Consider the following 22534-nt stretch of genomic DNA (forward strand, 5'->3'; position numbering starts at 1 on the left):
ATATGATATATTCTAGTTGAAGTTACTGTATGGAACCCTTTAGTTCTGATTGATTTTATATTAGTGATGGTGGGTTTCAATAATACAGAATTGATTTTCACTGATGGTTGTATTTTTTACCGTTAATCAACAATCCGTTAATTAGTTTAGTTTATTTTATTCTCACCGCCAGAACTTGACTCAATTGTAAGGTCATGAAAATGTTATTTAAACTCAAGGGAAGAGAAAGTGCCAAAGAACTTAAATAGCGCCTCAAGCTCTTCAAAATTATCGTTATTTCGAGAGACTTTTTGTACAAGAAACAGCAGTAATTCGACAAACAAGAAGCCGATCGTGCGGCTGTGAAAGATGGAGTCAACATCACTAGGCAAAACAAACTGTACGTTACTGTAGATACCATAAGGATTTGAGTATGTGTTAGTTACCATGGCGACGAAGGCGTGTTTGCTATTGAAATATTTAGTGATATCCAAGACTACTGGATTGAATCGGTAATAAGAAAAAGCCACTAAGACATCATTGTCGCTAATGCCCAGCATTGCCTTGGGTAATTCACTTTTGTCTAAAGGTAACAAAACCACATTAGAGCGGCTGTATTTAAGCAAGGTTGAAAAATGCAAAGCTAAAGAATGTGAGGAAGCGGGGCCAACCACATAAATTATACGCTTTTTATCAGCAATTTTTTGTGAAAGCTTATCGAGATCCTCGATATTCAATTCCTGATAGAACTGATCAATAAGTTGGGTGATATTACCAATATAGCGTTGAGCTTCTGTCTCGACATCAATTTCTTGATTGAAAAGCTTCGATTTATTAGCCTCGATTGGAGCAATCATATTATGGGTTATCAGCTCTTTTTTGAGTGCATTCTTAAATGCTGCATAGCCAGTAAAGCCCAGCTTATTTAAATACCGTCCTATGGTTGCTTTGCTGACTTGTGCTTTTTGAGCCAGATCGATGATGCCATAGTAAGAAAGTTCTTCAAAATGGCCAACGATAAAAGCGTGTAAATTGGCTTCTGACTCTGTTAGGACTTGAACCTGCTCTGCTAGCAGTTTGTAGGTGTTTAAATTGAGGTTATCTCTCATATACGCCGTTAAGGATGTTCACTATTGAAAAAGAAGCTTATCACAAGAATGGGTTCTGTTTGATTTTTCTGTTTTGAAATTTGAGCCTAGTAAAAGAAGTGGGCTTAACTTTTTAGGTCAGAAGAGTTAAGCCTCATATTGTCTAGTGATTCATTTGATAGTCTTGGACGACATCCCAAGCAACCGTTTGTAGCTTCTGTGCTGTTTCTGTTGGCATATCCGTGTCAGTTGGAGCTGCACCGCCAACGGGAGATTGATTGTACAAGGTGGCAAAAAATACGCATGCCGCTAAGTAAGTTCCCGCGAGCGATGGATGTTTACCATCACTATGATAAAGGACGATCTCAGGATGGCGCTTCATGCTTTGCTCAAAGGCTAAACCCACCGGCGCAACATATCCGCCGGTTTTTTTTGCGATATCTTGATAAGCCTTGGCAAGTGCGTGTGTTTGCTCAGGGTGTGATTCTTGAGCCCACGTCATGAAATAAACTACTTTAGAACCAGCATCATGCGCGATTTTCGCCATGGTTTTTGCCGATTGCTCAAAGTATTCTCGTGAAGAGGCTTTTTTAGTAATAGGCTCCATTGAATTACCTTGAAATATGACCACGTCCCACTGTTTTAACGTATTTTGAAAACGAAGGTTTTGCTCATGCCAACCTAAGCGGCCACTTGAAATTGTGATACCTCGATAACTGTAGCCTTTTGCATTATTGGGTAACAAAGACCGCGTTAAATCACGTAGTCGAGTATTTAAGTTATTGTTGTAGTGGGTATAGGAGTTTCCGTATATCGCAATGACTTTGTTATCACCGTCCATTTTTGCTGTTGGTGATGGTGCGATAAGTGTATCGGCATGAGCAGCAAAGCTACTTATTGCTAATGCCGTACTGAGTAGATTGGTTTTAAATAGTTTGTTCATCACAAGTCCTTAGAAGTCGTAACGCAATCCAAGCGTGATTGAATCGTCATCACTGTCTTTATTTTTAGAGGCAAGTTCTCGGTCATAGGTTAAAGATAGGTAAGTGCGTCGGGCAAGAGTCCATTGACCTTCAATACGCCAATCTTCTTTTTCATAAACGTCTTGGTCTTTTTCATCCAAGAAGCTGTATCCGGCAAGAACGGTGAAGCGATCCCATTTGTAAGAAATGATTGAATCCATACCAAAGTATTTGTCGTGATTACCGCTATTTTGCTTGATGTCAACATAGTCAGCCGTTACACCAAATTTGAAATCATTCCATCCTAGTTCGATACCGGCCATGATTTGATCGTGCTGCTTGCGTGATGTTCCAGTCGCTTCATCCTTGCGCTTATACCGACTAACGGCAAGAGCAGGGGACAGTTTGAAACCATTGCCTTTATAGTTCATTCGATAACTCGCCATTATCCCGTTATCAAGGCGATCATTCTCGCCATTTCCCATCACATAAGCGACTTGAACTTCATGAATGCCAAAGTAGCCGTTGTATTGTAAAGTTGCGTCTTGGCGGTTGTACTTGTAAGAAGTATCAATGGACGAGATACCATAGTTGTAGATACCGGGAGTGTAGTTTTTGTATTTATCGGTCATCTTCATCACTTGATACATTGGGTTTTTAGTTCGGCCAAAGATCACCATGCCCCAATCGTCATTTTCGATGCCTAGATAATTGTAACGAGCCTCTAAATCTTCCCCCTCATCAAGGCGAGTATCATTGGTTTCTGTACGAATTTGCCATTCAAATTTACCGATGACACGGCTATTTTCAATTGCACTTAGCTCTCGACTCATAGCAAAACCAAGGCGACCACTCATTCTTCCTGATCTATCATCTTCACCAGCGAAACTTCCGTCCCCCTGAGCGATTTGGCCTTCTAATCGACCATAGATATCTAGTGTATTGGTTTCATCATCATAAACAGTTTGTGCCTGAGCGAACGACGCGAGGCAGAGGGTAGGTAAAAGGGTTAAGAGAAGTTTATTTCTAATCATTATGCTCATTCCATGCTTGTTATTGGAAACCGTTGCATCGTAATGAGTGGTTCTGTGAAAAAATAGGGGAATTACCGCTTCCCTGCTTAAATATTGATAGATCTCTTATTTCCATTTGATTTTGTTATGTGAGTCATTCGTTTGGTGTATTTCCTGCTGATAAATACGCGAAAAGCTAAGGTGAGAGGGCGAATGATTTGGTGAGATTGTGAGCTAGTTAAAATGATGGCTACAATTTGTTGACCAGATGCGTGTGTGATGAGAAATGAAAATTCCCACAGCTTTACGTGATGTTAAGTATGTAAGGTAAAAATAGAAAAACTAATATAATTCATAGTGTTATTAGATTATTTAAGGGTGGGAATTATGGGAAACTCAACTTCTCATGACAGGCTAATCAATACGATTAAAGCAACATTATACAATGAGTCTTTATTTAAATTGTGATCGAGGTTGCCTAAAGAATGGCGATATAACGGTGAATGATGATAGTCATTTGAACAAGCAATGATTTAACGAGTTATCGAGAAGGAGAGTTTTAATTGCTTCACATTTTTTCTAGAGAAAGAGCACTTCCCATGTTGCTTTTCACACCTAAGAAACAAGATAGCGGTGACTTAATACTTAAATAAAGGTGAATCATATGGTTGCTCTGCTCGCTCTGCCGGTTGTTTTTGGGGCAGGATTTCTAATCATCAAGAAGTACAATACACAAGCGGTATTGTTTGGTTCTGGTATTTTAATGATGCTGATTGGGGTCACTGCTGGTGGGCCTGAGTTCTTACCCAAAGGGGTGAACTCTTCAGGTGCTACTGTGGTTGATTTCTTTTTGGTCATCAAATCGATTTCTTCTTCAACACTGGCCAAGCTTGGTTTAATTATCATGGCGGTTGGTGGTTTCTCAAAATATATGGGGTACATCGGTGCAGCCAATGCGCTGGTTAAAGTGACGACTAAACCACTCTCTGCAATTAACAACCCATACATCATTCTCGCTCTTGCTTACATTTTGGGGCAGTTTTTGAATGTCTTTATTCCAAGTGCTGTTGGTCTGGCGATGTTGTTATTGGTTGCCCTATATCCAGTCTTGGTGGGAATTGGCTGTACCCCAGCATCAGTAGCCGCTGTGCTTGCAACAACCGCTTGTTTGGATTTGGGGCCTGCTTCTGGAGCCTCAAATAAAGCGGCGGAAGTCATTGGTATTGATGCCGCTTCTTACTTTGTAGAGCATCAACTGTTTGTCGGGGTGTGTACGGCACTTGTGATTGCGGTTCTACATTTTATTTGTCAAAAATGGTTTGATAAGCGTGACGAAGTCAATGGCGTTTCATACGAACTGCAAGCAAAAGAAGACTCGTCTCGCGAGGCTCCAATATGGTTTGCTGTATTGCCTGTTCTCCCTCTTGTACTGCTTTTGACCTTCAGTAAGTTCGCGATCACCTCTATCAAGATTGATGTTGTCACAGCCATGTTTATCAGCCTGACGTTTGCGATGGTGTGCGATTACCTTTATTCAAAAGATGGCAAGGCAGTTGCGGCTTCACTTAAAGTTTACTTACAAGGCATGGGCGATGTATTTGCCGGTGTTGTATCACTCATTATCGCTGCGCAAACTTTCGTCGTGGGCCTTAAAGCCATTGGCTTTATTTCTGGCATGCTGGGTGTTGCTACGCATCTTGGCTTTGGTTACACCATGATGGTTATCATGTTAGTCGCTATCATCGGTGTGACAGCATTGATGTCGGGTTCTGGTAATGCGGCTTTCTTCAGCTTTTCCAACTTAGCACCAGATGTGGCGGCCCACGTTGGTGTTTCAACAGCGGCTCTTGCATTACCTATGCAGCTTTCCGCTGGGATCTTCCGCTCATTTTCACCCGTTTCAGGAGTTGTGATTGCTTGTGCAGGAGTTGCTGGTATTCCTCCCATTGAACTGGTCAAACGAACTGCCATTCCAATGCTTGGCGGTTTAGTGAGCGTGTTAGCCATCACTTTTATTGGAGCATAAGGCATCATTTATGCAAGGTTCAAACATATCTGTATTTGATTCAATCCTTTATTCTCCGCTGTTTACTCAAAAGCAGATGAAACAAGTTTGGTCGGATGAAAATTTAATCCGAACTTGGCTGACTTTTGAAAGCAACATTGCAGAGGTACAAGCTGAGTTGGGAATAATTCCCCACTCTGCCGCAAGCGCTATCAAACAGGTGTGCGATATTCGCCACTTAGATTGGGAGCGTTTAGCACAAGACACACTTATCGTAGGCATGGCTATCAAACCGCTGGTCGATCAGCTTTCAGAACAAGGAAATGATGAAGTAAAACAATATCTGCACTGGGGGTGTACCACCCAAGACTTGCTCGATACCAGTCTTGCGATGCGCTTAAAGCAGACGCTGCACATCGTTCGTCAACAACTGGTTGCGTTAGGGGGGCAGCTTGAGTTGATGGCATTAAAACATAAAGGTACGGTGATGGTCGCAAGAACCAATGCAATGGATGCTTTGCCGACCACATGGGGGCTTCAAGTCAGTGGTTATCTTCAAGAGATCACTCGGCATCTGACACGCCTTGATGAGCTATATCCTCGTGTGACGACCGGTCTTTATGGTGGTGCCGTTGGTAATTTGTCTTCAATCGGTTCCCACGGGTTAGCGGTTCGACAGCGACTATTTGCCAAGCTCGAATTGACTGAACCGAAAGGATTGGGCAATGCCAGCTTAGACAATATTGTCGAGTTAATTCAGTTCTTTGCTTTAATTCACGGTACCTTATGTCGCATCGCGAATGATACGGAACTCATGGGACGAGCAGCTCTTGGTGAGGTGTGCGAAGGTGAATCGGGTGGGGGGTCAAGTACCATGCCCCATAAAGCCAACCCAAGAGCCGCCAATATGATCCAGACCTTATCTCGAATGGGGTGGATGTATGCCAGTGGCGCGCCCAATCTGATGGATCAACAAGATGTTCGTGCAGCGTCAATGCGCGTGTTGAATTGGAGCTTAGTCCCTGAGGCATCATTGGCCGTTTCCACGGCGCTCGAGCGTGCGGAGCGACTCATTGCGAAGCTGATCGTCCATCAAGACAAAATGCGCAGCAATTTTTCGGCGTCTCGGCATTTCATTATGTCAGAGGCGGTAATGATGAAAGCAGCAGAAAAAGTGGGGCGCAGTATCGGTTACAACAGCATCAAAAAGGCCATTGCTCAAGCCCCAAAACAAGGCGATTTAGCGCAAATATTGAAACAAAACCCAGAGGTATTAGCGATATTAACGGACCAAGAAATTGATGCGGCTTGCGATCCTCAACACTATCTCGGCTGTAATGATGCGTTGATTGATGAAACGATAGAGCTTTATCGAAAGGTGGCTTACTAATGTCGAAGAAAATGTTTATCCGCCAAGCAGGGAATACCTTGTTAAATACCCCGCTATTAAATAAAGGTAGTGCTTTCACATTGGAAGAGCGTAAAAACTTCAATTTGATTGGATTATTACCAGCTACTATTGAAACCATTGATGAGCAAGTGAGTCGCGCTTATGAGCAGTTCTCCTTGTTCAACTCCGCAATAGAAAAGCACATCTACTTACGCAATATTCAAGATACCAATGAAACGCTTTACTTCCGGTTGATCAACCAACACATCGAAGAGATGATGCCGATCATCTATACACCAACGGTGGGAAAAGCGTGCCAGAAATTTTCGCAAATCTACCGTCGCAATCGAGGGCTATTTTTAAGTTTTGAAGATCAAGACGAGTTAGAAGCGATACTCAACAACGCACCCAATCCTCATGTCAAAGTCATTGTGATTACCGATGGCGAACGGATTCTCGGTTTAGGTGCTCTCATTTTAAATAACCTTTAAATACAAGGAGTTATAATAGGCATTTTTAACAAGATAAAAATTTGATTGTTAACCTAACTAACGGTTGTCACTTGTTTTTATTGATTTATTCTATGTTCACTGCCGCACAGGCAGCTTAGTAAAAGAGTGCCACCGATCATGCAAAACTGATCCATTTGGTATCATTCCTTTGTTTTTTATCCGAATAAATTGGAACCATGTTTTATCTTAAGGGCAATGGTTTACTAATTGTGTGATAAAACACCAAAATGTTTTGACCTTGGTCACAATTTGGTGCAAAGTTAGTCTTGTTTTACATTGAGATGAGAGTAAAGGGCATGAATACTGCAACAATTAGCAATCAAAGCCACCAGATAGCACGGAAACCTTCTTTTTTAAATGAAGTCTTTTTCTTTGCTAAAGCTAGTGTTGTTATGACGGCTATTGTGTTACTTGTGGCGTCTGCTTGGGTTTAATATTAATGGACTTCGGTCTATCGCGACTATCGACTACTTGCTTTACTTATATCATCGATATGCTCGGGGAAGCGCGCCCCTGCAGCGTGAAGTCGGAAGGGTATCGATAGGTTTATGGTGGCTTAAGATTCCCCCTGTTTCTTTAAGCTCGACCAATATAAAATAGTCATGATTAGATAGGCTATAACGGGCGTAATATAGCTAGTGCTTAACGAAAAAATGTCAATCAAGCTTGCCTGTAAGAAGGGTAATATCACACCTCCGATTGAACACATAATCAAGATAGCGGCACCTTGTGAACTATATTTACCTGATGCATGTAGCGCTTGTGCGTATATGATAGGGTAAAGAGTGGCATTGCATAGTCCTACCAATAACAATAGAAAACCTACCCATTTTGCTTGTGCAAACAACGCAATAACACTAATCAGTACAGCGATAAGACATGCAAGCGTGAAAAGGACATGTCGGTTAATTAAATAGCCGAATTTCGCAAATAGCAAACGGCCTACAAACATACAGATCCAATAAGCACTAATAAATTGTGTCGCTTTAATCAGGCCCAAACCTCCGTAGTATTCGTCGGCGAGGTAGATAATGGTAAAAGTGCCAAAGCTGACTTCGACACCAATATAAAATAATAGCACCGCCGCGAGCGTCATAAACTCTCGGTTGCGTATTAAACATGCAAGGCCTTGCCAAAAGCCGGAGAGCTGTTTAGGTTTGATGTCAGGCAAATCAATGTTATTGAAAAGCACCAGTAGCCCGGCAAAAAAGCCTGCAATAAGCAAAAACAGGGTGGAAACATGAAGTGAAGTTTGTTGGATTCCGATGGCCGTTGCTGCAACCATCACTCCAGTTAGTAGTAGTGGGCCAAGAACGGTTCCAACGGAATTTGCCGCCGTCGCAATACTTTGCCTAATGACACTTTTATCTGGTGTAGATAGTAGCGATACGTAAGGTGAGCTGACTACTTGAATGGCTGAGATTCCAGATGCCATCAGTAAGATTCCCAATAAGGTTGGATACAGCGACTCTGTTCTGACAAGATAAGCCATGACCAAGCAGCCCGCAAAGCACCAGTAAAGACAATATTTCATGGTGGTTCGATAACCGAACTTCGCCATAACGAAAGAAGTAGGGAGCGAAACGGTTACTCGTGTAATAAAAAAAGCCATTGGAAACAGCATGGACATTTTATAATCGAGTAAAAAGGCATCTTTATAGTAAGGAATAAGGGAGTTACTTGAAACCGTAATCACCCCCCAAATAAAAAAGATCAGTGACAGCAAGACAAGCGGAGCATCTTTTAAATGAAGAGGTAGCATTGTCTCTCCTTTACTCATAAAAAAGCAGAAGATAGCCTTCTGCTTTTTTGGGCTTTATTTAAGAAAACCTAGTCACGTACAAAGTTGATGTGGTGAACATGAATATTGTATTTTTCTACAATAATTTCGGTTGCGAGCATGCTACTTATTCGAGCATCTGAATCTAAAGCTTGGCGCATTGAAGCTTCGTCTTCGTACTCGTGTTGCATCATAAGCAGTAACTTCTTATGACTGTTTGCTTCAATGGCTTTGGGTTTGTTAAGCACGACCCCTAGATTATTTGGAAAAGTACGAATGATTGGAGCCACTTCCTTCTCCATATATTGGTAGAAGTCTTGTTTTTGTTCTTCGGTTAAATCTGCTTCAAAGAACGCGGTGCGAATAATAGTCATCAATGTGTCCTTATAACTCAAAACCAGATTGGTTGGCGATAGATTTGAGTGTTGCTTTCGCTTGAGTGATATCTTCGAACCAGTTGTCGTTTTTTGCCCACATTTCGATAACAAGAGGTGCACGGTAGTCGATATCGGCTAATGTTTTGAAAATGGCAGCGAAGTCTACTTGGCCTTCGCCAATAACTAAATCTCGGAACTGACCATCGCTGGTTTCTGAAACGCGTAGTGTGTCTTTTAAATGGACTTGTACAAGATGATCGCGACTTAATTTCAGCTCAGTGCACACATCGTAATTCCAACCGGAGATGTTGCCTACATCTGGGTAAGCCATAAAATAAGGTGATGGAATTTCTCGCTTAAGGACTTCAAATTTACTTAACGAGTTGAGGTATGGGGTATCCATTATCTCCACGCCGAGCATGATACCGGCTCTTTCCGCTAGCTTGGTTGCTTGTTTCATTCCTTCAATAAAGCGGTGATGGGTTTCTTCTGATTGCGGTTCGTAATAAACGTCATAGCCGGCCATCTGAATACAGCGGATACCTAGTTTGTATGCCAAAGTAATCGCTTTTTCCATGATACGCTGGGACTCAGCACGAATATTCTCATCCATTGAACCAAATGGAAACTTTCGGTGTGCACTTAAGCACATCGATTGCAATGGCATTTGGTATTTTTCGCATAAGCGTCGAAGTTGGTATATCTCTTCATCTGACCAATCAAGACGGGCGCGACGCTTATCGGTTTCATCCACTGAAATTTCGATAAAATCAAATCCCGCCTCTTTCGCTTTAATTAATCGATCTTGCCAAGAAAGATCGTCTGGTAGCGCCTTTTCGTAAATACCTAATCTAAATTTGTTGTGAGAGTTGAACATGCTTTGTCCTTAAAAAAGTTGTTTCTCTATACGCGTGGTGATGTCTTGAATCTTACTTGCGATTTTTTCATACCCTAGAGCTTTCATTTTGGGTGTTAATGAAGAAACGCTGACCGCGTATACAGGAGTATTGTTTTTGTCAAAAATAGGGACGGCAACACAAGAAATACCAGCTTCGTTTTCTTCATCATCCAGGGCGTAACCGCGCGCTTTAATTTTCTCTAACGCGCTAAAAAACTGAGATTTATCGAGTATGGTATTCTCAGTTAACGGTTTAATGGTGCTGACATTACGTTGCCAATAAGTTTCTCGCACCGCATCAGTACTAAATGCTAGGTAACATTTCCCTGCGGCTGAACAGTACATGGGAGAATGCAACCCCACATAGGTTCGGGTTCGAAAGGCGGCGTTGACGGGTTCGAGTTTGTCCCTAAAGATGATATTGTCGGCATCAAATGACAGAAAATTCACGGTTTCATTGACATCATCAAGTAGCTCTAAAAGGAAGGGTTTTACGCTACCGGTGACATCTGAGTTGATCGCGGCATGACCAAGCTGTACTAACTTCATCGTGAGGCGATATTCTTTGCCAGAACCTATTTGAGCAACGTATCCTGAATCTTCAAACGTTGCCAATATGCGGTGAACGGAAGACTTATTAAAGCCAGTGCCTTCTGACACTTTTTGTAGAGCTACACCATTGGGGTATTTCCCTAAAAATTCCAGAACACTCAATGCCTTAGACAACGACTTAATTTGCTCACTCATATATGTGCTACCAATGTTTTCCTATTTCATTGTGAAAACTTTCAGCCACTTCACAACCATGACTGTCAGCTAAAGCTCGACCAGCAATAAATGACTTAACCGAAAGATTCTTAAACAAATGCAGTTCGTCAGGCACGATACCACCAGTAATGGATAGTTCAATTCCTAAATTCGATAATTCCTGCATTTTATTTAAATCTTGTTGGGTCCAACTGATACCAGCAAGCTCAGCGTCACGCGAGCGATGGTAAATGGCTTGGGTAATTCCCATTTCAATCCACGCTTTGGCATCTTCCATTGTCCAGTGGCCGTAAAGTTCAATTTGCACTTCTCCATTGAATTCATCGGTGACGCGTTTTGCTGAGCGAATGGTCTCAATATGAGCCGCAGCGCTGACGGTAACCCAGTTGGCACCAGCTTCCATTGCTAAGCGGGCCAAAATAGCACTAGCATCCGTGATTTTCATGTCACAGACGAGGGTATGATTTGGGTATTTTTTGCGGAGGATTTTTATACAGTCCACGCCATGTGCGAAAGCTAAAATAGTGCCGATTTCGATGACATCAAGTTTATCAGCAACGTGCTCGATAGCGGCGAGAGCGGTATCCAGATCGGTTGCATCCAGAGCCATTTGTAATAGTGGTTTAGACATCCATTTCATCCTCAAATTGTTTAAATAACTGAACGAGTTTTTGATAGTTGTGGTATTTTTTTTGATAAATTCTGTAGTGATTAGGGTTAGGCTCGATGCGTGATACTGATCTTGTCATGCTATGAATGCAGTCACGAAGTGAATCAAACTCGCCAGAGCCGACCATGGCTATCATCGCCGCACCTAATGCGCCTGTTTCATCAACATCTGAGATCTCGACCGTCATCCCAGTTAGATCAGCTAACATTTGCATCCATACCGGGCTCATTGCTGGGCCGCCGGTTACTTTAAGCACTTTTGCTTTCGGAAAACGTTGACGCATTCGTTCAAGGTGAAGATTGTGACAGAACAGGATCCCCTCCCAGATAGCTTGAATTAGGTGAGCTTTAGAGTGGTGTGATTGAAGACCATAGAAGCCCGATTTCAGACCTAACCCTTGATTAGAGCCATAAAGGAAAGGGACAAAATAGACAGTGCTTGCTGCTGGTTCTAATGCGGCCACTAAGGCTTGATTTTGGATGTGATCGAGCTGTCCGTTTTCACCCAAATAATCTGCAAACCATTCGTAATTTCCTGCTGAGGTCGGACTGGCTTCATGGATAATGTACTCATCGTCAATGGCGTAGTGACCGTAGACAAAAGGATAGTTATCTTTGGTCACTTGTTTTGCAATGCCTGAGGTTACCGACCAGGTACCCATTACGTAATTGAGCGCTTCTTCCGACGAATTGATTCCTGAGCAGATAGCGGTAGAGACGACATCAAATAGGCCGCCAAACACGGGAGTACCTACCGCAAGGCCCGTTTCCAAAGCGACTTCCGCGGTAATTTTCCCAGCTTGTTGTTGCGGTTTAATGATCGGAGGTAGCGCCTCCCAGATCTCTTCAATACCGAAGGTTGCCAATAATGCTTGATCGTATTGACCAGTGATGGAATTGAATAAGTTACTTTCAGAAATGTTAGTAAGTTCGGCTGCGACTTCTCCGGTTAGGCGATATCTTAAATAGTCATGCGCCATCAGTACCGCACCGATATCGTTGTATCGCCGAGCGTCATTGTCTTTAATCCAGCGAAGAATAGAAACCGGGTGTCCTGTCCAAAGCGTTTGTAACGTGCTTGGATAGGTCGACTCGGCAATACCTTGTTTCAGCCATTGTTTAACAATAGGCAAAGAGCGTGCATCGGAAGACATAATGCCATAGCCTAGGTTTTTCCCTTGTTTATCGAGTAGGTAAACCCCTTTTCCTTGAGCGGAAATACTCAACCCCTTGATGCAGTTTGGATCAACTTTCGTGGTTATTAATAATTGCCTAATAACATCAACCGCATTGTTCCAAAGGGCATCCAAATCACGTTCAACCCAGCCCTGCTGATTGTTGATAACAGTCGCTGAAACGCGAGCTAGTCCTCGTTGCGTCCCTTTAGCGTCGAATAGTGCCGCTTTCATAAAGGTGCCGCCAGAATCAATCCCGATGTAGTAGTTCATTATTTAGCTTCCAGTAATTCGTGATGAATTTTAACCACCAGTTTTCGGACGGGTTGGGTGTCATCATTTTGAATATTGGTGATATGCACGATATTGGGCGTGAACAAATAAAACTGGTTCGGAGTCGCGTGAATGAAGTTGAGTGTGATACCTTCATTTTTATAGAATTGCAGATCTCGCTGTTCTAGATAGGGTTCTGAAGCTTCGTGCTCACCGGTATCGATAGACCATGCCATGGTTTCATTGCCTTCAAGTACGATTTGTAAATCAGCATAGTATTTATGAACTTCAGGTTTGAAATTTTCCACAGGCTGTTTATCGTATTCCAGCACTACAAACCATGCTTTATTAGAATCCAAGTGAGGGAATTCGTGGCGGCCCAATGCGAGAGAAGCTTGATCAAGACTATTTAAATAGTCCAGCACATTCTGAATAACGACAGGATAAGACTGGGTTATTGAAGTAGGTTGAGTATTTCCAACTAACATGGCGTCCTCTGTTTTAGTGGGTGGGATTGAGAAATATCTGACTTAATCACTCAGCCAAGCTCTGTTTATCATCATTAGATTTCATAGAACCCCCTTACTTTTGCCCGTAGTATGCGTTTTTACCATGCTTGCGGTGATAGTGTTTGTCGAGCAATTCTGGTTGTATAATGGCTTCTGGACTGATAGCACGTGTTGCCGTTGCCATCGCTGCAATTTCTTCCATCACGACCGCATTGTGCACCGCATCTGATCCGTTTTTGCCCCAAGTAAATGGTGCGTGACCAGCGATAATGACTCCTGGCATCGCTTGTGGGTCAATCGCTCGTCTATTAAATTCTTCAATAATGACCAACCCTGTGTTCTTTTCATAATCGGTCTCAATCTCTTCTTTACTCAGTAAACGTGTGCAAGGAACATCCCCATAGAAGTAGTCAGCATGAGTTGTACCTAAGGCAGGGATATCTCGCCCAGCTTGCGCCCATATCGTGGCATTGCGTGAATGGGTATGAACAATACCGCCGATGGTTAGAAAAGCTTTATAAAGCTCAATATGGGTAGCGGTATCGCTTGACGGATTTAGCGCGCCTTCGAGACGATTTCCGTCCAGATCGATAACAACAATATCATCGACCGTCATCACATCGTATTCTACGCCTGACGGTTTGATAGCAATCACGCCAAGTTCACGATCAATTTCCGATACGTTGCCCCATGTAAAGGTAACCAGACCATATTTGGGTAACTGTAAGTTTGCTGTGAGAACGCGTTGCTTTAATTGTTTGTACATAAGTAAACTGCCATTATTTTTTGTTATAGGAAGAAAATGAAAAACGAGATTGCCCAAATGAGCGGTTTAGGCAATCGTGACAAAAGTTACTTAGCCGCAGCCTTGATCTTATTGATCATGGTGTCGCCATGTTTTTCGATGTATGCATTCCAAACCGGTTGGATTGTTTCTTGGAATGCTGCGCCGTCGACATCACGGTTTACTTGCATACCTTCAGCTTCAAGTAATGCGATCATCTCGTCTTCTTTTTCAATGCTAAGTTTGCGCTGCATCGCTATCGCTTCTGCTGAAACTTCTTCGATAATCTTTTGCTGTTCCGGACTTAACCCATTGAACTTGCGTAAGTTCATGGTAAGAACTAAAGGAGAATAAGCATGTTGTGTAAGGCTTAGGTACTTTTGTACTTCATTGAATTTAAATGAAAGTGTTACAGAAATCGGATGATCTTGAGAGTCAACTACACCAGTTTCAAGCGCGGTATAAAGCTCCGATACTGGAAGCTGTTGTGGGTTAGCACCCAGTTCGTTGAACATATCATTAAGCGCTTTAGAGTTATTGACGCGCATCTGCAGCCCTTTTACGTCTGCTGGTGTGCGAATGGGTTTTTTATTATTAGTCATATTACGGTAGCCGTTCTCGGGATATCCAAGGCCTTTAAGGCCAAATTTCTCGAAATTCGCGAGCACTTCTTGGCCAGGCTCTCCATCTAGAACTTTGTATGCAGTTTCACGATTGGGGAATATGAATGGTAGGGTAAAGGCTGCTGATTCAGGCATTAAACCGTTATAGTTATTTAAACCAACCATGGCTAGATCGACAATGCCCGCACGAGAGCCGTCGATCATCTGCTTATCGCTGCCTAGCTGGCCTTGTGGATAGATATTGACTTTAATATCGCCATTAGAACGAATTTCCACTTCTTTCTTGAAGAACAACGATAAATCTTGTTGTAAATCAGATTCCGGTGCCGCATGTGCTAGTTTCAAGGTTGTTACAGCAAGTACGTTAGCACTCATTGCGAGGGTTGAAGCTAGTAACGTGATGTTTAGTAGCGTTTTCATTATGATTTTCTCCGTCTAAGGTTGACCAATGACAAATGACATTGGCACAGTAATAATGCTTGGAAATATGACAAACAATGCAAGTAGAACCATGTATCCACCAATGAATGGCAATACACCTTTCACAGCAGTAGACATTGGAACTCTAGCGACACCACACACGACGTTTAGTACGGTGCCTACTGGAGGCGTAATCAAACCTATCGAACAGTTAATAACGAATAACAGGCCAAAATAAGTTGGGTCGATGCCTGCCATTTTGATGACTGGCATTAATAGAGGTACAAGAATTAGAATCGTTGGGCTTAAATCCATCACCATGCCAATGCACAATACAAGTAGCATAATGACGGCCATTAGAAGACGAGGGCTATCTACCAGTGGGCCCAACAGTTCAGCGAGCTGCTGAGGAAGTTGTGCCACCGTAATTAGCCATGCTGCGACCATGGCACAGCCGACTAAGAACATTACCATAGCGGTTGAACGGCCTGCGTTGATAACGATGTGGTAGAACTTTTTAAGAGTTAGTTCTTTGTAAACAAAGGTTGAGATAAAAATGGCGTAAGTTGCTGCGACAACTGCCGCTTCAGTTGGCGTAAAAATGCCGAAACGAATACCTACAATGATGATAACGGGTAATAACAGTGCCCAAACGCCGTCTTTCAGCGCTGCACGTTTGTCTGCGGTGGTTGCTTTCTCTGACGTGGCTAGATTCTCTTTACGAACAGTCATGCGCCAAATAAACATTAAAGTCAGCCCCATTAATAGACCGGGAACAATACCTCCTAGGAATAAATTTTTGATTGAGATACCTCCTGCCACGCCGACTAATATCAGAGGAATTGAAGGAGGAATCACTGGGGCGATAATCCCGCCAGAAGCAAGCAGGCCCATTGACGGTGCTTCAGGATATTTCGCGGCTTTCATCATTGGATAAAGAATACTGACTAGGGCGGCTGCATCTGCGACTGCTGAACCTGATAGCCCTGCAAGCAGAACCGACGTCATAATGGCTACGTAACCTAAACCTCCTTGACGATGCCCGACATAAGTTGTTGCTAAGCGCACGATACGCTGTGATAAACCACCTGATGCCATCACTTCACCGGCAATGAGGAAGAATGGAATCGCAAGCAACGTGAAGCTATCTACACCATTAATTAACGACTGCGCCAGAATATCTGGGCTAAAGAAGTCGATGTGTAGCATCAGTGCTATTGAAGACAATAGCAGTGCAAAAGCAACCGGAAGACCAAGCAAGATTGAGACAAGCAATACCGATAAGAAAATGGCGAGAGTCATGATTGTTTTTCCTCTTCTAAGCTATCTAGTTGCCAGTCTGGCTTGAAAATTCGCACCAAAGCGATGACTCCCATAAGCACACTTGACACCACGCCAGCTAAGTAAAATAACGCGGAAGGAAGCCCTGTAAGTTGAGAAATATCTGACCAGTTAGCCATCATTTGGCGATATGAACCAATGTAAAGCATGCCTACTGACATGAGCACGACGACCCAACAAAGTCGCCTTAACATGGGGACAGCCTTTGGAAATAACCGTTCTGAAAATTCCGACACAGCTAGATGTTCACCTCGGCGCAGCACAACAGCAGCGCCAAGCATGACAATCCATACAAGACCAAGGCGAGATAGTTCAACAGAGGGACGAAGACCTGATGAAAAGCCGTAACGTAATACCACGTTGGTAAACACGAGGACGATCATACACGTGAGTATGACCGCCATGATGACGTCGATGCTTTTCCAAATATTCTTAAATAAACTTTGCATAAAGCTTTCCCTACCTTAGGAGAATTACAGAGAGGTAATTTGATCCCATATGCCATCGTTAATTTCGATGCCACCGGCCGCTTTGTGTTTATCGATAAAGTGTTGAATTTCAGATCCTGCAATCATGACGGAGCCTGTTTCTGCAGGTTCAGAAGCCAGTACGTAGTCACGAATCCGTTTCATTTCTGCGTTGTAACGGCTTTCGTCCATTGTTTTACTTAGGTCGATAGCGATTAGGAATTGAGATACACCAAATTCACCGCCCATATCTTCCGTCAGTGCTGGCACCGAGTTACCACCAGTGATTGCCGTTAGCATCATGTCCAGGACAATCGCCATTGAAGAGCCTTTCCAAAAGCCCATAGGAAGGAGGCGTTTATTTTCCCAAAGTACATGTGGGTCTTTGGTGAGTTCACCGTTATTGTCAAAACCGCCAACGACAGGCAGCTCTTTATCTGCCAATACGAAATTTTGTAATTGTCCATAGGAAAATTGAGTCATGGAGCAGTCGACAACAACAGGAGGATCGCCAGCAATCGCCATAATCAGTGGATTGGAACCGACACGATGGTCTTTTCCTCCCCAAGCTGGCATCACCGCAATAGAGTTAGTTGATGCGATACCAGCAAACCCTTCGCGTGCCATTTTTAGAACGTAAGCTCCGCCACGCATCCAGTGGTTAGAGTTACGCATGCCAACCATGCCAATACCGTAGTGACGAGCCAGTTCCATTGCGCGTTCTGCACAAATTAATCCGTTCAGCACCCCTGGGCCAAAATGACAGTCCCATTGCTCTAACGCTCCCATACTATTAACGCATTCTGGTTCAGCATTAAGCTTGATTTGTCCTTTATCTACTTGCTCGATGAACACCGGGAAACGGTTAATACCATGTGAATAAGTTCCTTCGTTCGCCATCTCAACAAAACCTGCCGCTAATTTAGTTGCCATATCAGGTTTCATGCCGCGAGCTAAGAGGATGCGTTCATATTCTTGTTGTAATTTTTCTATAGATACTAATGGCATTTGCGCTCTCCGTTTAATTAAGTTCCATAATACGGAATTTATTATCACTAAGATTCCAAAATGAAACTGTGCGTTAAGTTGAGAAAATGTTTTCTTAGTAAGTCTTTTGTTAATATTTACTAGCTGGTTAAAAAAAAGGAATAAAAAGATCCTTTTATTCCGTATTGCGGAACAATTGATGTGCTCTGGATCAAAGTTGTGTGGGTTATTCTGATGAAAAAACGTGTTTTAGAGAAAGGTTGACAGGAGGTATCGGCTCAATGAGATGTCGCTCTATCTATTTAGAGGAGATTTGTGTTGTTGAGATCTGGTAAGGCTCATGCAAGATTAGCTCTGTTTAAGTTTTATAACGATCAATGCCAACATTTAGCATTAAGTGATTGTGGCAAAAATAACAATCTCAATTATCCGGTATCGAAACAGCCGATCCCAACGTATTGGCACGCATGCATTTTAAGATCTTTGTCTAGTTATTCGACATGCTTATGTATTCACTATTTACCTGTTGCCATTAAGTGGACATTATGAGTTTAGTTTCAATCTATGCATAGTCTTGGTGAATCAAAGCTTAGAACTTTGTGGATAAGGTAGTGGAAATGGTTGCCCCTAAAAGTCTTGTTTTTCAATTACACCGTCACTGGGAAGTGGTTGAGCAGTTAACCCGGCTTTCACGAGAGTTCCCCGCGTTTGAGCTCCGTATCCTCGAACAAGTGATAAACCAGTATAAAAACAAAGATGCAGATCCTAACAGCGTGCTGGCGAGTCTTATCAACGCGGATATCTTGCAGCCTATCAGCCGAAGTAGCGATTATCAGATTAACACGTTGGTGGTGGATTTTGTACGCGGATTGACTCAGGAGCATGAGCTTGGTTTGTCTGCGGTACTTAAAGCTCGCGTTGAGGCAATCAAAAACGCGACCAGTCAAGTACTAAAGGGACTTGAAGACAACGATAATGATTTACTGCGTACAGGCGCAAACCAATTGTCAGAGTTGACGAGAAAGATTACCCAACAATTAACACAAGATAAGCAAGCCATTTTTGATATTGCTGAAGCGGCTAAATCAGCAGACACCAGTGTGCCAATTGAACGCCGCTATCGTGAAGTTCTCGAAGTGTACGACCAATACGTTGAACCCATGAATGAAATGATGGATAGCGGTCTTGGAGGAAGCTTCTACCCATTGTTGGAAAAAGCAGAAGAAGCACTAGACAAAACCGTTGATACGCTGGCTATTCGCGGTTCTTTGTATCAACAAAGGTTAGCAATGCGTCAGATTGCCTATCAAGTCAAAGATCTTCGATACCAAGGACGAATCATTGCTCAGCAATGTGCCGATACCCTTTTACCACTAAGAGACGAAGCAAGGTTGCACAACCAGCTTTCCGCTGTGATCAGTAAACAAATAAGCCAAGTTCGTAAGAAGGGGCTAGTTCGAGGGCTAAACGCAGTCGGCTTACCATTATGGAAAGCCAGTCGTACCAGTAAAATTCAGATTGGGAACGAAGTACGTGAACTGATGGCTGAATTTTTGAGTTTTGAACCTAATTCTATTCCTTTTCCGGACAAAGAAGAGCTCTCTGATAGCCTCTTAGTGAATTGGATCGATGAACAGCGATTGCGTGAACAACTTGCAGCAGCATTGCCGGTTGAGAATCTCATGACTTGGTTAACGTCACACTATCGCTATTTACCTGATACGGAATTACTCCGTCTCTATCATGAACTGGTGCGAGAACCACAATGGCAAAGCCTTTTGGGTACAAATCCTTGTACTACAGCGCTCAGCACCGTCTCTGTCACTTATCATCCTCATCAACTAACGACCTTGACTCGCTCAACCAGTGCAAAGGATATGGATAATGCGAAATAGTAAACTCGATTTAACCGAGCTGACACATCTCACAGAACTGTTCAACTTATTCAATTCAGGTCGACACCTGAACCGTTCGACAGATGCAGCCCTGTGGTATGAACTCGAACAGCAATCGGAACAGTATCGACATCTATTTTCTAACCTAGGGTTTGAGCTACGTATCGATGGCCGTGGTTTTGCTTGGTTTCATGACGATGAGGGGAATCAAAACATCAACAAGCAATCGCGACAGTTGGCGCTTTTGCTGATGGTGATTTTTGACTACCAAGCGGATAATGGTCGCTCTTTGAGCCAGTTTTATCAGTGGATCATTGATAATAAAGTGCTAAATGAAGTCTATGAAAAGCATCAAGGATTGTTGGATGCAGAAGAGTTAGATCAAGGCGGATTGGTCAAAATCCTCGAAAATGCGGTGCGAAAAGGCTTTGCGATTCAAGAAAACAACCACTGGCGCTTATTACCTTCGGTATATCGTTACTTAGACCACTTTGAGGCGATTACCGAGCAAGCCTCTGTCAGCGATGGAGTCACGGATGAGGAGGGTGAATCATGCTAAATTACGGCTTTCAACGTCTCGCATTAATTGGCAGTGCTGGATATCAGCGAGCTGAACTCCCTCTGGATGATTCTGTATCATTAATCGCACCAAATAATCACGGTAAAACCAGTTTAATTAACGCCCTCCAGTTTCTACTGATCATTGACCAAAGAAGAATGGACTTTGGCTCTCATAGCGTCGAAAAAGCACGTCGTTTTTATTTCCCAAACAACAGCGCATACATCCTGCTTGAAGTCATACTTCCTCAAACCGGAACGGTTATTTTCGGCTGTGTTGGTAAAGGCGTAGGCCACGATTATGAATACTTTGCCTACAAAGGCGAATTAAACCTAGATGATTACCGTTTGGCGGATGGCCATATTGTTACTCAACCCAAACTGGTTAACCATCTAGCTAGCCACCAGTACAGAGTCTATCAATACAATGAAAGAGATTTTCGTCATTTGATTTACGGTGGTGCAAAGAGTAAGAAGACCGCTGACACCGACTTCACGGTATTCAAACTTGAACACGTAAGCGATGCACGTTCATTCCAGCAAGTACTCACCAAAACACTCAGATTGGATAAGCTCAATTCCAGTGACGTAAAAGACTACTTGCTCAAGATATTTAGCCGTGAGCTGCCCAATGCGAGTATCGATTTTAAGCAAGAATGGGAGAAGGCATTTCAGGATATCAACTTAGAGCGGGAACAGTATCTAGCGGCGGTGAATAATCTTGCGACCATCGAAGAGCTGGAGCATAAATTTGAGCGTGTATTGTCGTTAAGAGGCAAAATTGCAGCGGCACAACCCAAAGTGAACCAATTATTGCAAGATTGGCATGGTCACGTGCAAACAACGAGAGAAAAATTATCAGCCCAGAAGCATCAGCTTGAAGAAGAACAAAATCAGTTACATCACCAAGATATTGCTCGCGCTGAAGCACGCAGTGGGTTAAACAGCAAGCTCACTGATCTAAAACGCATCGAAGAGCAGCACCAAGAGCTTCAAGCTCACTTTGCGTTGATTCCGAATCACGCCTATTTAGAGAGCCAACTCAACCTAGCAAAACAAAGTTATGAAGAACAGGCCGCGCTATGTATTCAATCGCAACGCTCTTCTTCATCAGATTTAGCCAGACAGTTAAAAGAACGGACAGAAAAGCGCCAAAGGTTGGAAACGCAGCGGCAAACTCTAGACGATAATTTGTACCTTCATCTCTCCAAATTGCTCAAAGCGCATGAGTTAGAAAAACTGAACAAAGTGCTGAGTCAGCAAGTGATGCAGCGTTCACCTTCGCACTATTCACTCGATATCAATCAGCTTCGAGAAGTGCTGAGTGGTGAAGCTGCCCAGACGCTCACTCTTTCTGGTTTAACCATATCCCTTGATGAGCTCATTCCTCAACATGTTCAAAAGACCGAACAAGAGCTGATGGAGGAGATAAATAGTGTTGATCAGCAGATAAATAGCCTGACAGAACTGCTAGAGGTCAGTCAGCAAAGGGATTTGGCGGAAAAGAAAAAGAACGATTTACACCAAGCTGTGAAAGAGTGTGAAAAGGCGCTCATTGATTATCAGCAACTTGAGCAACTCACCGCTAGTCAGTCTCAACGTAGAGAAGAAAAAGCCAAGATCGAGCAAGAGATCACAGCGATTAATCATGCTTTAGCCAGTGCGAAAGACCGCTATCAAGGGCTGACCGAACAAATCAACAAGACTTCGGGAAAGCTCAGTAAGTTAACTTCAGATAATAACCGTGTTGAGGCGCTCAAAGAGCAAAGAATGGATGATCAATCCCTCTTTACGGCGCTATCGGAACAGCCTCATACCCCATGGATAGCGACCGAAGCGTGGAGCTTGGAGTTTCTCCCCATTCGTCTTGAACAGTTCATCAACGATTGCCGGGAACTGGATAACCTTTCTAAAGAGCTACGCCAAATGAAAAATGAGTTGGCTCAGAAAGGGCTGACGAAGTTTCAAATCGCACCCACTCAAGATGAAGAGCTAAAAGGCATTATTCAATTTAGCCACTGTTTAGATGATGAAAAGCAAGCGTTAGAGAGAAAAGCGCGT

At 43.0% G+C, this 22534-nt stretch carries 20 protein-coding genes and 1 pseudogene; 6 read left to right on the forward strand and 15 right to left on the reverse strand.

Annotated features, from left to right (window positions below; genetic code table 11):
* Positions 1–203 precede the first annotated feature (203 nt).
* From B7C60_RS14175 to B7C60_RS14185, 3 genes are all read right to left on the reverse strand, one after another.
* Entirely contained in the window at positions 204–1088 is an 885-nt protein-coding gene (locus tag B7C60_RS14175) for a MurR/RpiR family transcriptional regulator (RefSeq protein ID WP_099612222.1), read from the reverse strand.
* A gap of 142 nt (positions 1089–1230) precedes the next feature.
* On the reverse strand, positions 1231–2010 hold the full coding sequence (locus tag B7C60_RS14180) for an SGNH/GDSL hydrolase family protein (protein WP_099612223.1): 780 nt from the start codon (positions 2008–2010) through the stop codon (positions 1231–1233).
* A gap of 9 nt (positions 2011–2019) precedes the next feature.
* Positions 2020–3063, reverse strand: a complete 1044-nt coding sequence (locus B7C60_RS14185; protein ID WP_099612224.1) for a porin — start codon at positions 3061–3063, stop codon at positions 2020–2022.
* 643 nt (positions 3064–3706) lie between these two features.
* Between B7C60_RS14185 and dcuC the strand changes: the two genes are divergently transcribed.
* From dcuC to B7C60_RS14200, 3 genes and pseudogenes are all read left to right on the forward strand, one after another.
* The gene (gene dcuC / locus B7C60_RS14190) at positions 3707–5068 is read left to right on the forward strand and encodes a C4-dicarboxylate transporter DcuC (protein ID WP_099612225.1); all 1362 of its coding nucleotides are present in this window, start codon (positions 3707–3709) and stop codon (positions 5066–5068) included.
* 10 nt (positions 5069–5078) lie between these two features.
* The gene (locus tag B7C60_RS14195) at positions 5079–6437 is read left to right on the forward strand and encodes a class-II fumarase/aspartase family protein (RefSeq protein WP_099612226.1); all 1359 of its coding nucleotides are present in this window, start codon (positions 5079–5081) and stop codon (positions 6435–6437) included.
* Positions 6437–6904, forward strand: a pseudogene (locus B7C60_RS14200) (NAD-dependent malic enzyme); the annotation flags it as partial. The gene B7C60_RS14195 and the pseudogene B7C60_RS14200, both read left to right, overlap by 1 nt.
* 601 nt (positions 6905–7505) lie before the next feature.
* Here B7C60_RS14200 and B7C60_RS14205 read toward each other — a convergent pair.
* The 12 genes from B7C60_RS14205 to yiaK form a co-directional block, all read right to left on the reverse strand.
* Complete coding sequence (locus B7C60_RS14205; protein ID WP_099612227.1) at positions 7506–8711, reverse strand: MFS transporter; 1206 nt, start codon at positions 8709–8711, stop codon at positions 7506–7508.
* A 68-nt stretch (positions 8712–8779) separates the two neighbouring features.
* Positions 8780–9103, reverse strand: a complete 324-nt coding sequence (locus tag B7C60_RS14210; RefSeq protein WP_099612228.1) for a hypothetical protein — start codon at positions 9101–9103, stop codon at positions 8780–8782.
* Positions 9104–9113: 10 nt separating this feature from the next.
* The gene (locus tag B7C60_RS14215; protein ID WP_099612229.1) at positions 9114–9983 is read right to left on the reverse strand and encodes an L-ribulose-5-phosphate 3-epimerase; all 870 of its coding nucleotides are present in this window, start codon (positions 9981–9983) and stop codon (positions 9114–9116) included.
* A gap of 9 nt (positions 9984–9992) precedes the next feature.
* Positions 9993–10751 carry an IclR family transcriptional regulator gene (locus tag B7C60_RS14220; RefSeq protein ID WP_099612230.1) on the reverse strand — a complete coding sequence of 253 codons (759 nt, stop codon included), beginning with the start codon at positions 10749–10751 and terminating at the stop codon, positions 9993–9995.
* A 7-nt stretch (positions 10752–10758) separates the two neighbouring features.
* Complete coding sequence (locus B7C60_RS14225) at positions 10759–11403, reverse strand: 3-keto-L-gulonate-6-phosphate decarboxylase UlaD (RefSeq protein ID WP_099612231.1); 645 nt, start codon at positions 11401–11403, stop codon at positions 10759–10761.
* Entirely contained in the window at positions 11396–12889 is a 1494-nt protein-coding gene (locus tag B7C60_RS14230) for an FGGY-family carbohydrate kinase (protein WP_099612232.1), read from the reverse strand. The genes B7C60_RS14225 and B7C60_RS14230 overlap by 8 nt, the downstream gene beginning before the upstream one ends.
* Entirely contained in the window at positions 12889–13377 is a 489-nt protein-coding gene (locus tag B7C60_RS14235; RefSeq protein WP_099612233.1) for a NanQ anomerase/TabA/YiaL family protein, read from the reverse strand. Before B7C60_RS14235 ends, B7C60_RS14230 begins: the two co-directional genes overlap by 1 nt.
* 94 nt (positions 13378–13471) lie before the next feature.
* On the reverse strand, positions 13472–14164 hold the full coding sequence (locus B7C60_RS14240; RefSeq protein ID WP_099612234.1) for an L-ribulose-5-phosphate 4-epimerase: 693 nt from the start codon (positions 14162–14164) through the stop codon (positions 13472–13474).
* 86 nt (positions 14165–14250) lie between these two features.
* On the reverse strand, positions 14251–15225 hold the full coding sequence (locus tag B7C60_RS14245) for a TRAP transporter substrate-binding protein (protein ID WP_099612235.1): 975 nt from the start codon (positions 15223–15225) through the stop codon (positions 14251–14253).
* 15 nt (positions 15226–15240) lie between these two features.
* A complete protein-coding gene (locus B7C60_RS14250) occupies positions 15241–16527 on the reverse strand; it encodes a TRAP transporter large permease subunit (RefSeq protein ID WP_099612236.1) in 1287 nt (428 codons plus the stop codon).
* The gene (locus tag B7C60_RS14255) at positions 16524–17015 is read right to left on the reverse strand and encodes a TRAP transporter small permease (protein WP_099612237.1); all 492 of its coding nucleotides are present in this window, start codon (positions 17013–17015) and stop codon (positions 16524–16526) included. The genes B7C60_RS14250 and B7C60_RS14255 overlap by 4 nt, the downstream gene beginning before the upstream one ends.
* Positions 17016–17039: 24 nt before the next feature.
* On the reverse strand, positions 17040–18041 hold the full coding sequence (yiaK, locus tag B7C60_RS14260; protein ID WP_099612238.1) for a 3-dehydro-L-gulonate 2-dehydrogenase: 1002 nt from the start codon (positions 18039–18041) through the stop codon (positions 17040–17042).
* Between the two features lie 596 nt (positions 18042–18637).
* Here yiaK and B7C60_RS14265 point away from each other — a divergent pair.
* The 3 genes from B7C60_RS14265 to B7C60_RS14275 form a co-directional block, all read left to right on the forward strand.
* Positions 18638–19915 (forward strand): hypothetical protein, encoded by a 1278-nt coding sequence (locus B7C60_RS14265; RefSeq protein WP_099612239.1) that lies wholly within the window; start codon positions 18638–18640, stop codon positions 19913–19915.
* Positions 19905–20474: a condensin complex protein MksE gene (locus tag B7C60_RS14270; protein ID WP_099612240.1), complete on the forward strand. Its 570-nt coding sequence runs from the start codon at positions 19905–19907 to the stop codon at positions 20472–20474. The genes B7C60_RS14265 and B7C60_RS14270 overlap by 11 nt, the downstream gene beginning before the upstream one ends.
* Positions 20468–22534 (forward strand): hypothetical protein (locus tag B7C60_RS14275; RefSeq protein WP_245869487.1); only part of this gene is annotated, 2067 nt, incomplete at its 3' end. The genes B7C60_RS14270 and B7C60_RS14275, both read left to right, overlap by 7 nt.

It is taken from the genome of Vibrio fujianensis (assembly GCF_002749895.1).
In the GTDB taxonomy this organism is placed as follows: domain Bacteria; phylum Pseudomonadota; class Gammaproteobacteria; order Enterobacterales; family Vibrionaceae; genus Vibrio; species Vibrio fujianensis.

What these genes read in the sequence shown, in the direction of transcription:
- B7C60_RS14175 (WP_099612222.1), bottom strand. Translation starts at nt 1,088, where the DNA reads ATGAGAGATAACCTCAATTTAAACACCTACAAACTGCTAGCAGAGCAG.
- B7C60_RS14180 (WP_099612223.1), bottom strand. Translation starts at nt 2,010, where the DNA reads ATGAACAAACTATTTAAAACCAATCTACTCAGTACGGCATTAGCAATA.
- B7C60_RS14185 (WP_099612224.1), bottom strand. Translation starts at nt 3,063, where the DNA reads ATGATTAGAAATAAACTTCTCTTAACCCTTTTACCTACCCTCTGCCTC.
- dcuC (WP_099612225.1), top strand. Translation starts at nt 3,707, where the DNA reads ATGGTTGCTCTGCTCGCTCTGCCGGTTGTTTTTGGGGCAGGATTTCTA.
- B7C60_RS14195 (WP_099612226.1), top strand. Translation starts at nt 5,079, where the DNA reads ATGCAAGGTTCAAACATATCTGTATTTGATTCAATCCTTTATTCTCCG.
- B7C60_RS14205 (WP_099612227.1), bottom strand. Translation starts at nt 8,711, where the DNA reads ATGCTACCTCTTCATTTAAAAGATGCTCCGCTTGTCTTGCTGTCACTG.
- B7C60_RS14210 (WP_099612228.1), bottom strand. Translation starts at nt 9,103, where the DNA reads ATGACTATTATTCGCACCGCGTTCTTTGAAGCAGATTTAACCGAAGAA.
- B7C60_RS14215 (WP_099612229.1), bottom strand. Translation starts at nt 9,983, where the DNA reads ATGTTCAACTCTCACAACAAATTTAGATTAGGTATTTACGAAAAGGCG.
- B7C60_RS14220 (WP_099612230.1), bottom strand. Translation starts at nt 10,751, where the DNA reads ATGAGTGAGCAAATTAAGTCGTTGTCTAAGGCATTGAGTGTTCTGGAA.
- B7C60_RS14225 (WP_099612231.1), bottom strand. Translation starts at nt 11,403, where the DNA reads ATGTCTAAACCACTATTACAAATGGCTCTGGATGCAACCGATCTGGAT.
- B7C60_RS14230 (WP_099612232.1), bottom strand. Translation starts at nt 12,889, where the DNA reads ATGAACTACTACATCGGGATTGATTCTGGCGGCACCTTTATGAAAGCG.
- B7C60_RS14235 (WP_099612233.1), bottom strand. Translation starts at nt 13,377, where the DNA reads ATGTTAGTTGGAAATACTCAACCTACTTCAATAACCCAGTCTTATCCT.
- B7C60_RS14240 (WP_099612234.1), bottom strand. Translation starts at nt 14,164, where the DNA reads ATGTACAAACAATTAAAGCAACGCGTTCTCACAGCAAACTTACAGTTA.
- B7C60_RS14245 (WP_099612235.1), bottom strand. Translation starts at nt 15,225, where the DNA reads ATGAAAACGCTACTAAACATCACGTTACTAGCTTCAACCCTCGCAATG.
- B7C60_RS14250 (WP_099612236.1), bottom strand. Translation starts at nt 16,527, where the DNA reads ATGACTCTCGCCATTTTCTTATCGGTATTGCTTGTCTCAATCTTGCTT.
- B7C60_RS14255 (WP_099612237.1), bottom strand. Translation starts at nt 17,015, where the DNA reads ATGCAAAGTTTATTTAAGAATATTTGGAAAAGCATCGACGTCATCATG.
- yiaK (WP_099612238.1), bottom strand. Translation starts at nt 18,041, where the DNA reads ATGCCATTAGTATCTATAGAAAAATTACAACAAGAATATGAACGCATC.
- B7C60_RS14265 (WP_099612239.1), top strand. Translation starts at nt 18,638, where the DNA reads ATGGTTGCCCCTAAAAGTCTTGTTTTTCAATTACACCGTCACTGGGAA.
- B7C60_RS14270 (WP_099612240.1), top strand. Translation starts at nt 19,905, where the DNA reads ATGCGAAATAGTAAACTCGATTTAACCGAGCTGACACATCTCACAGAA.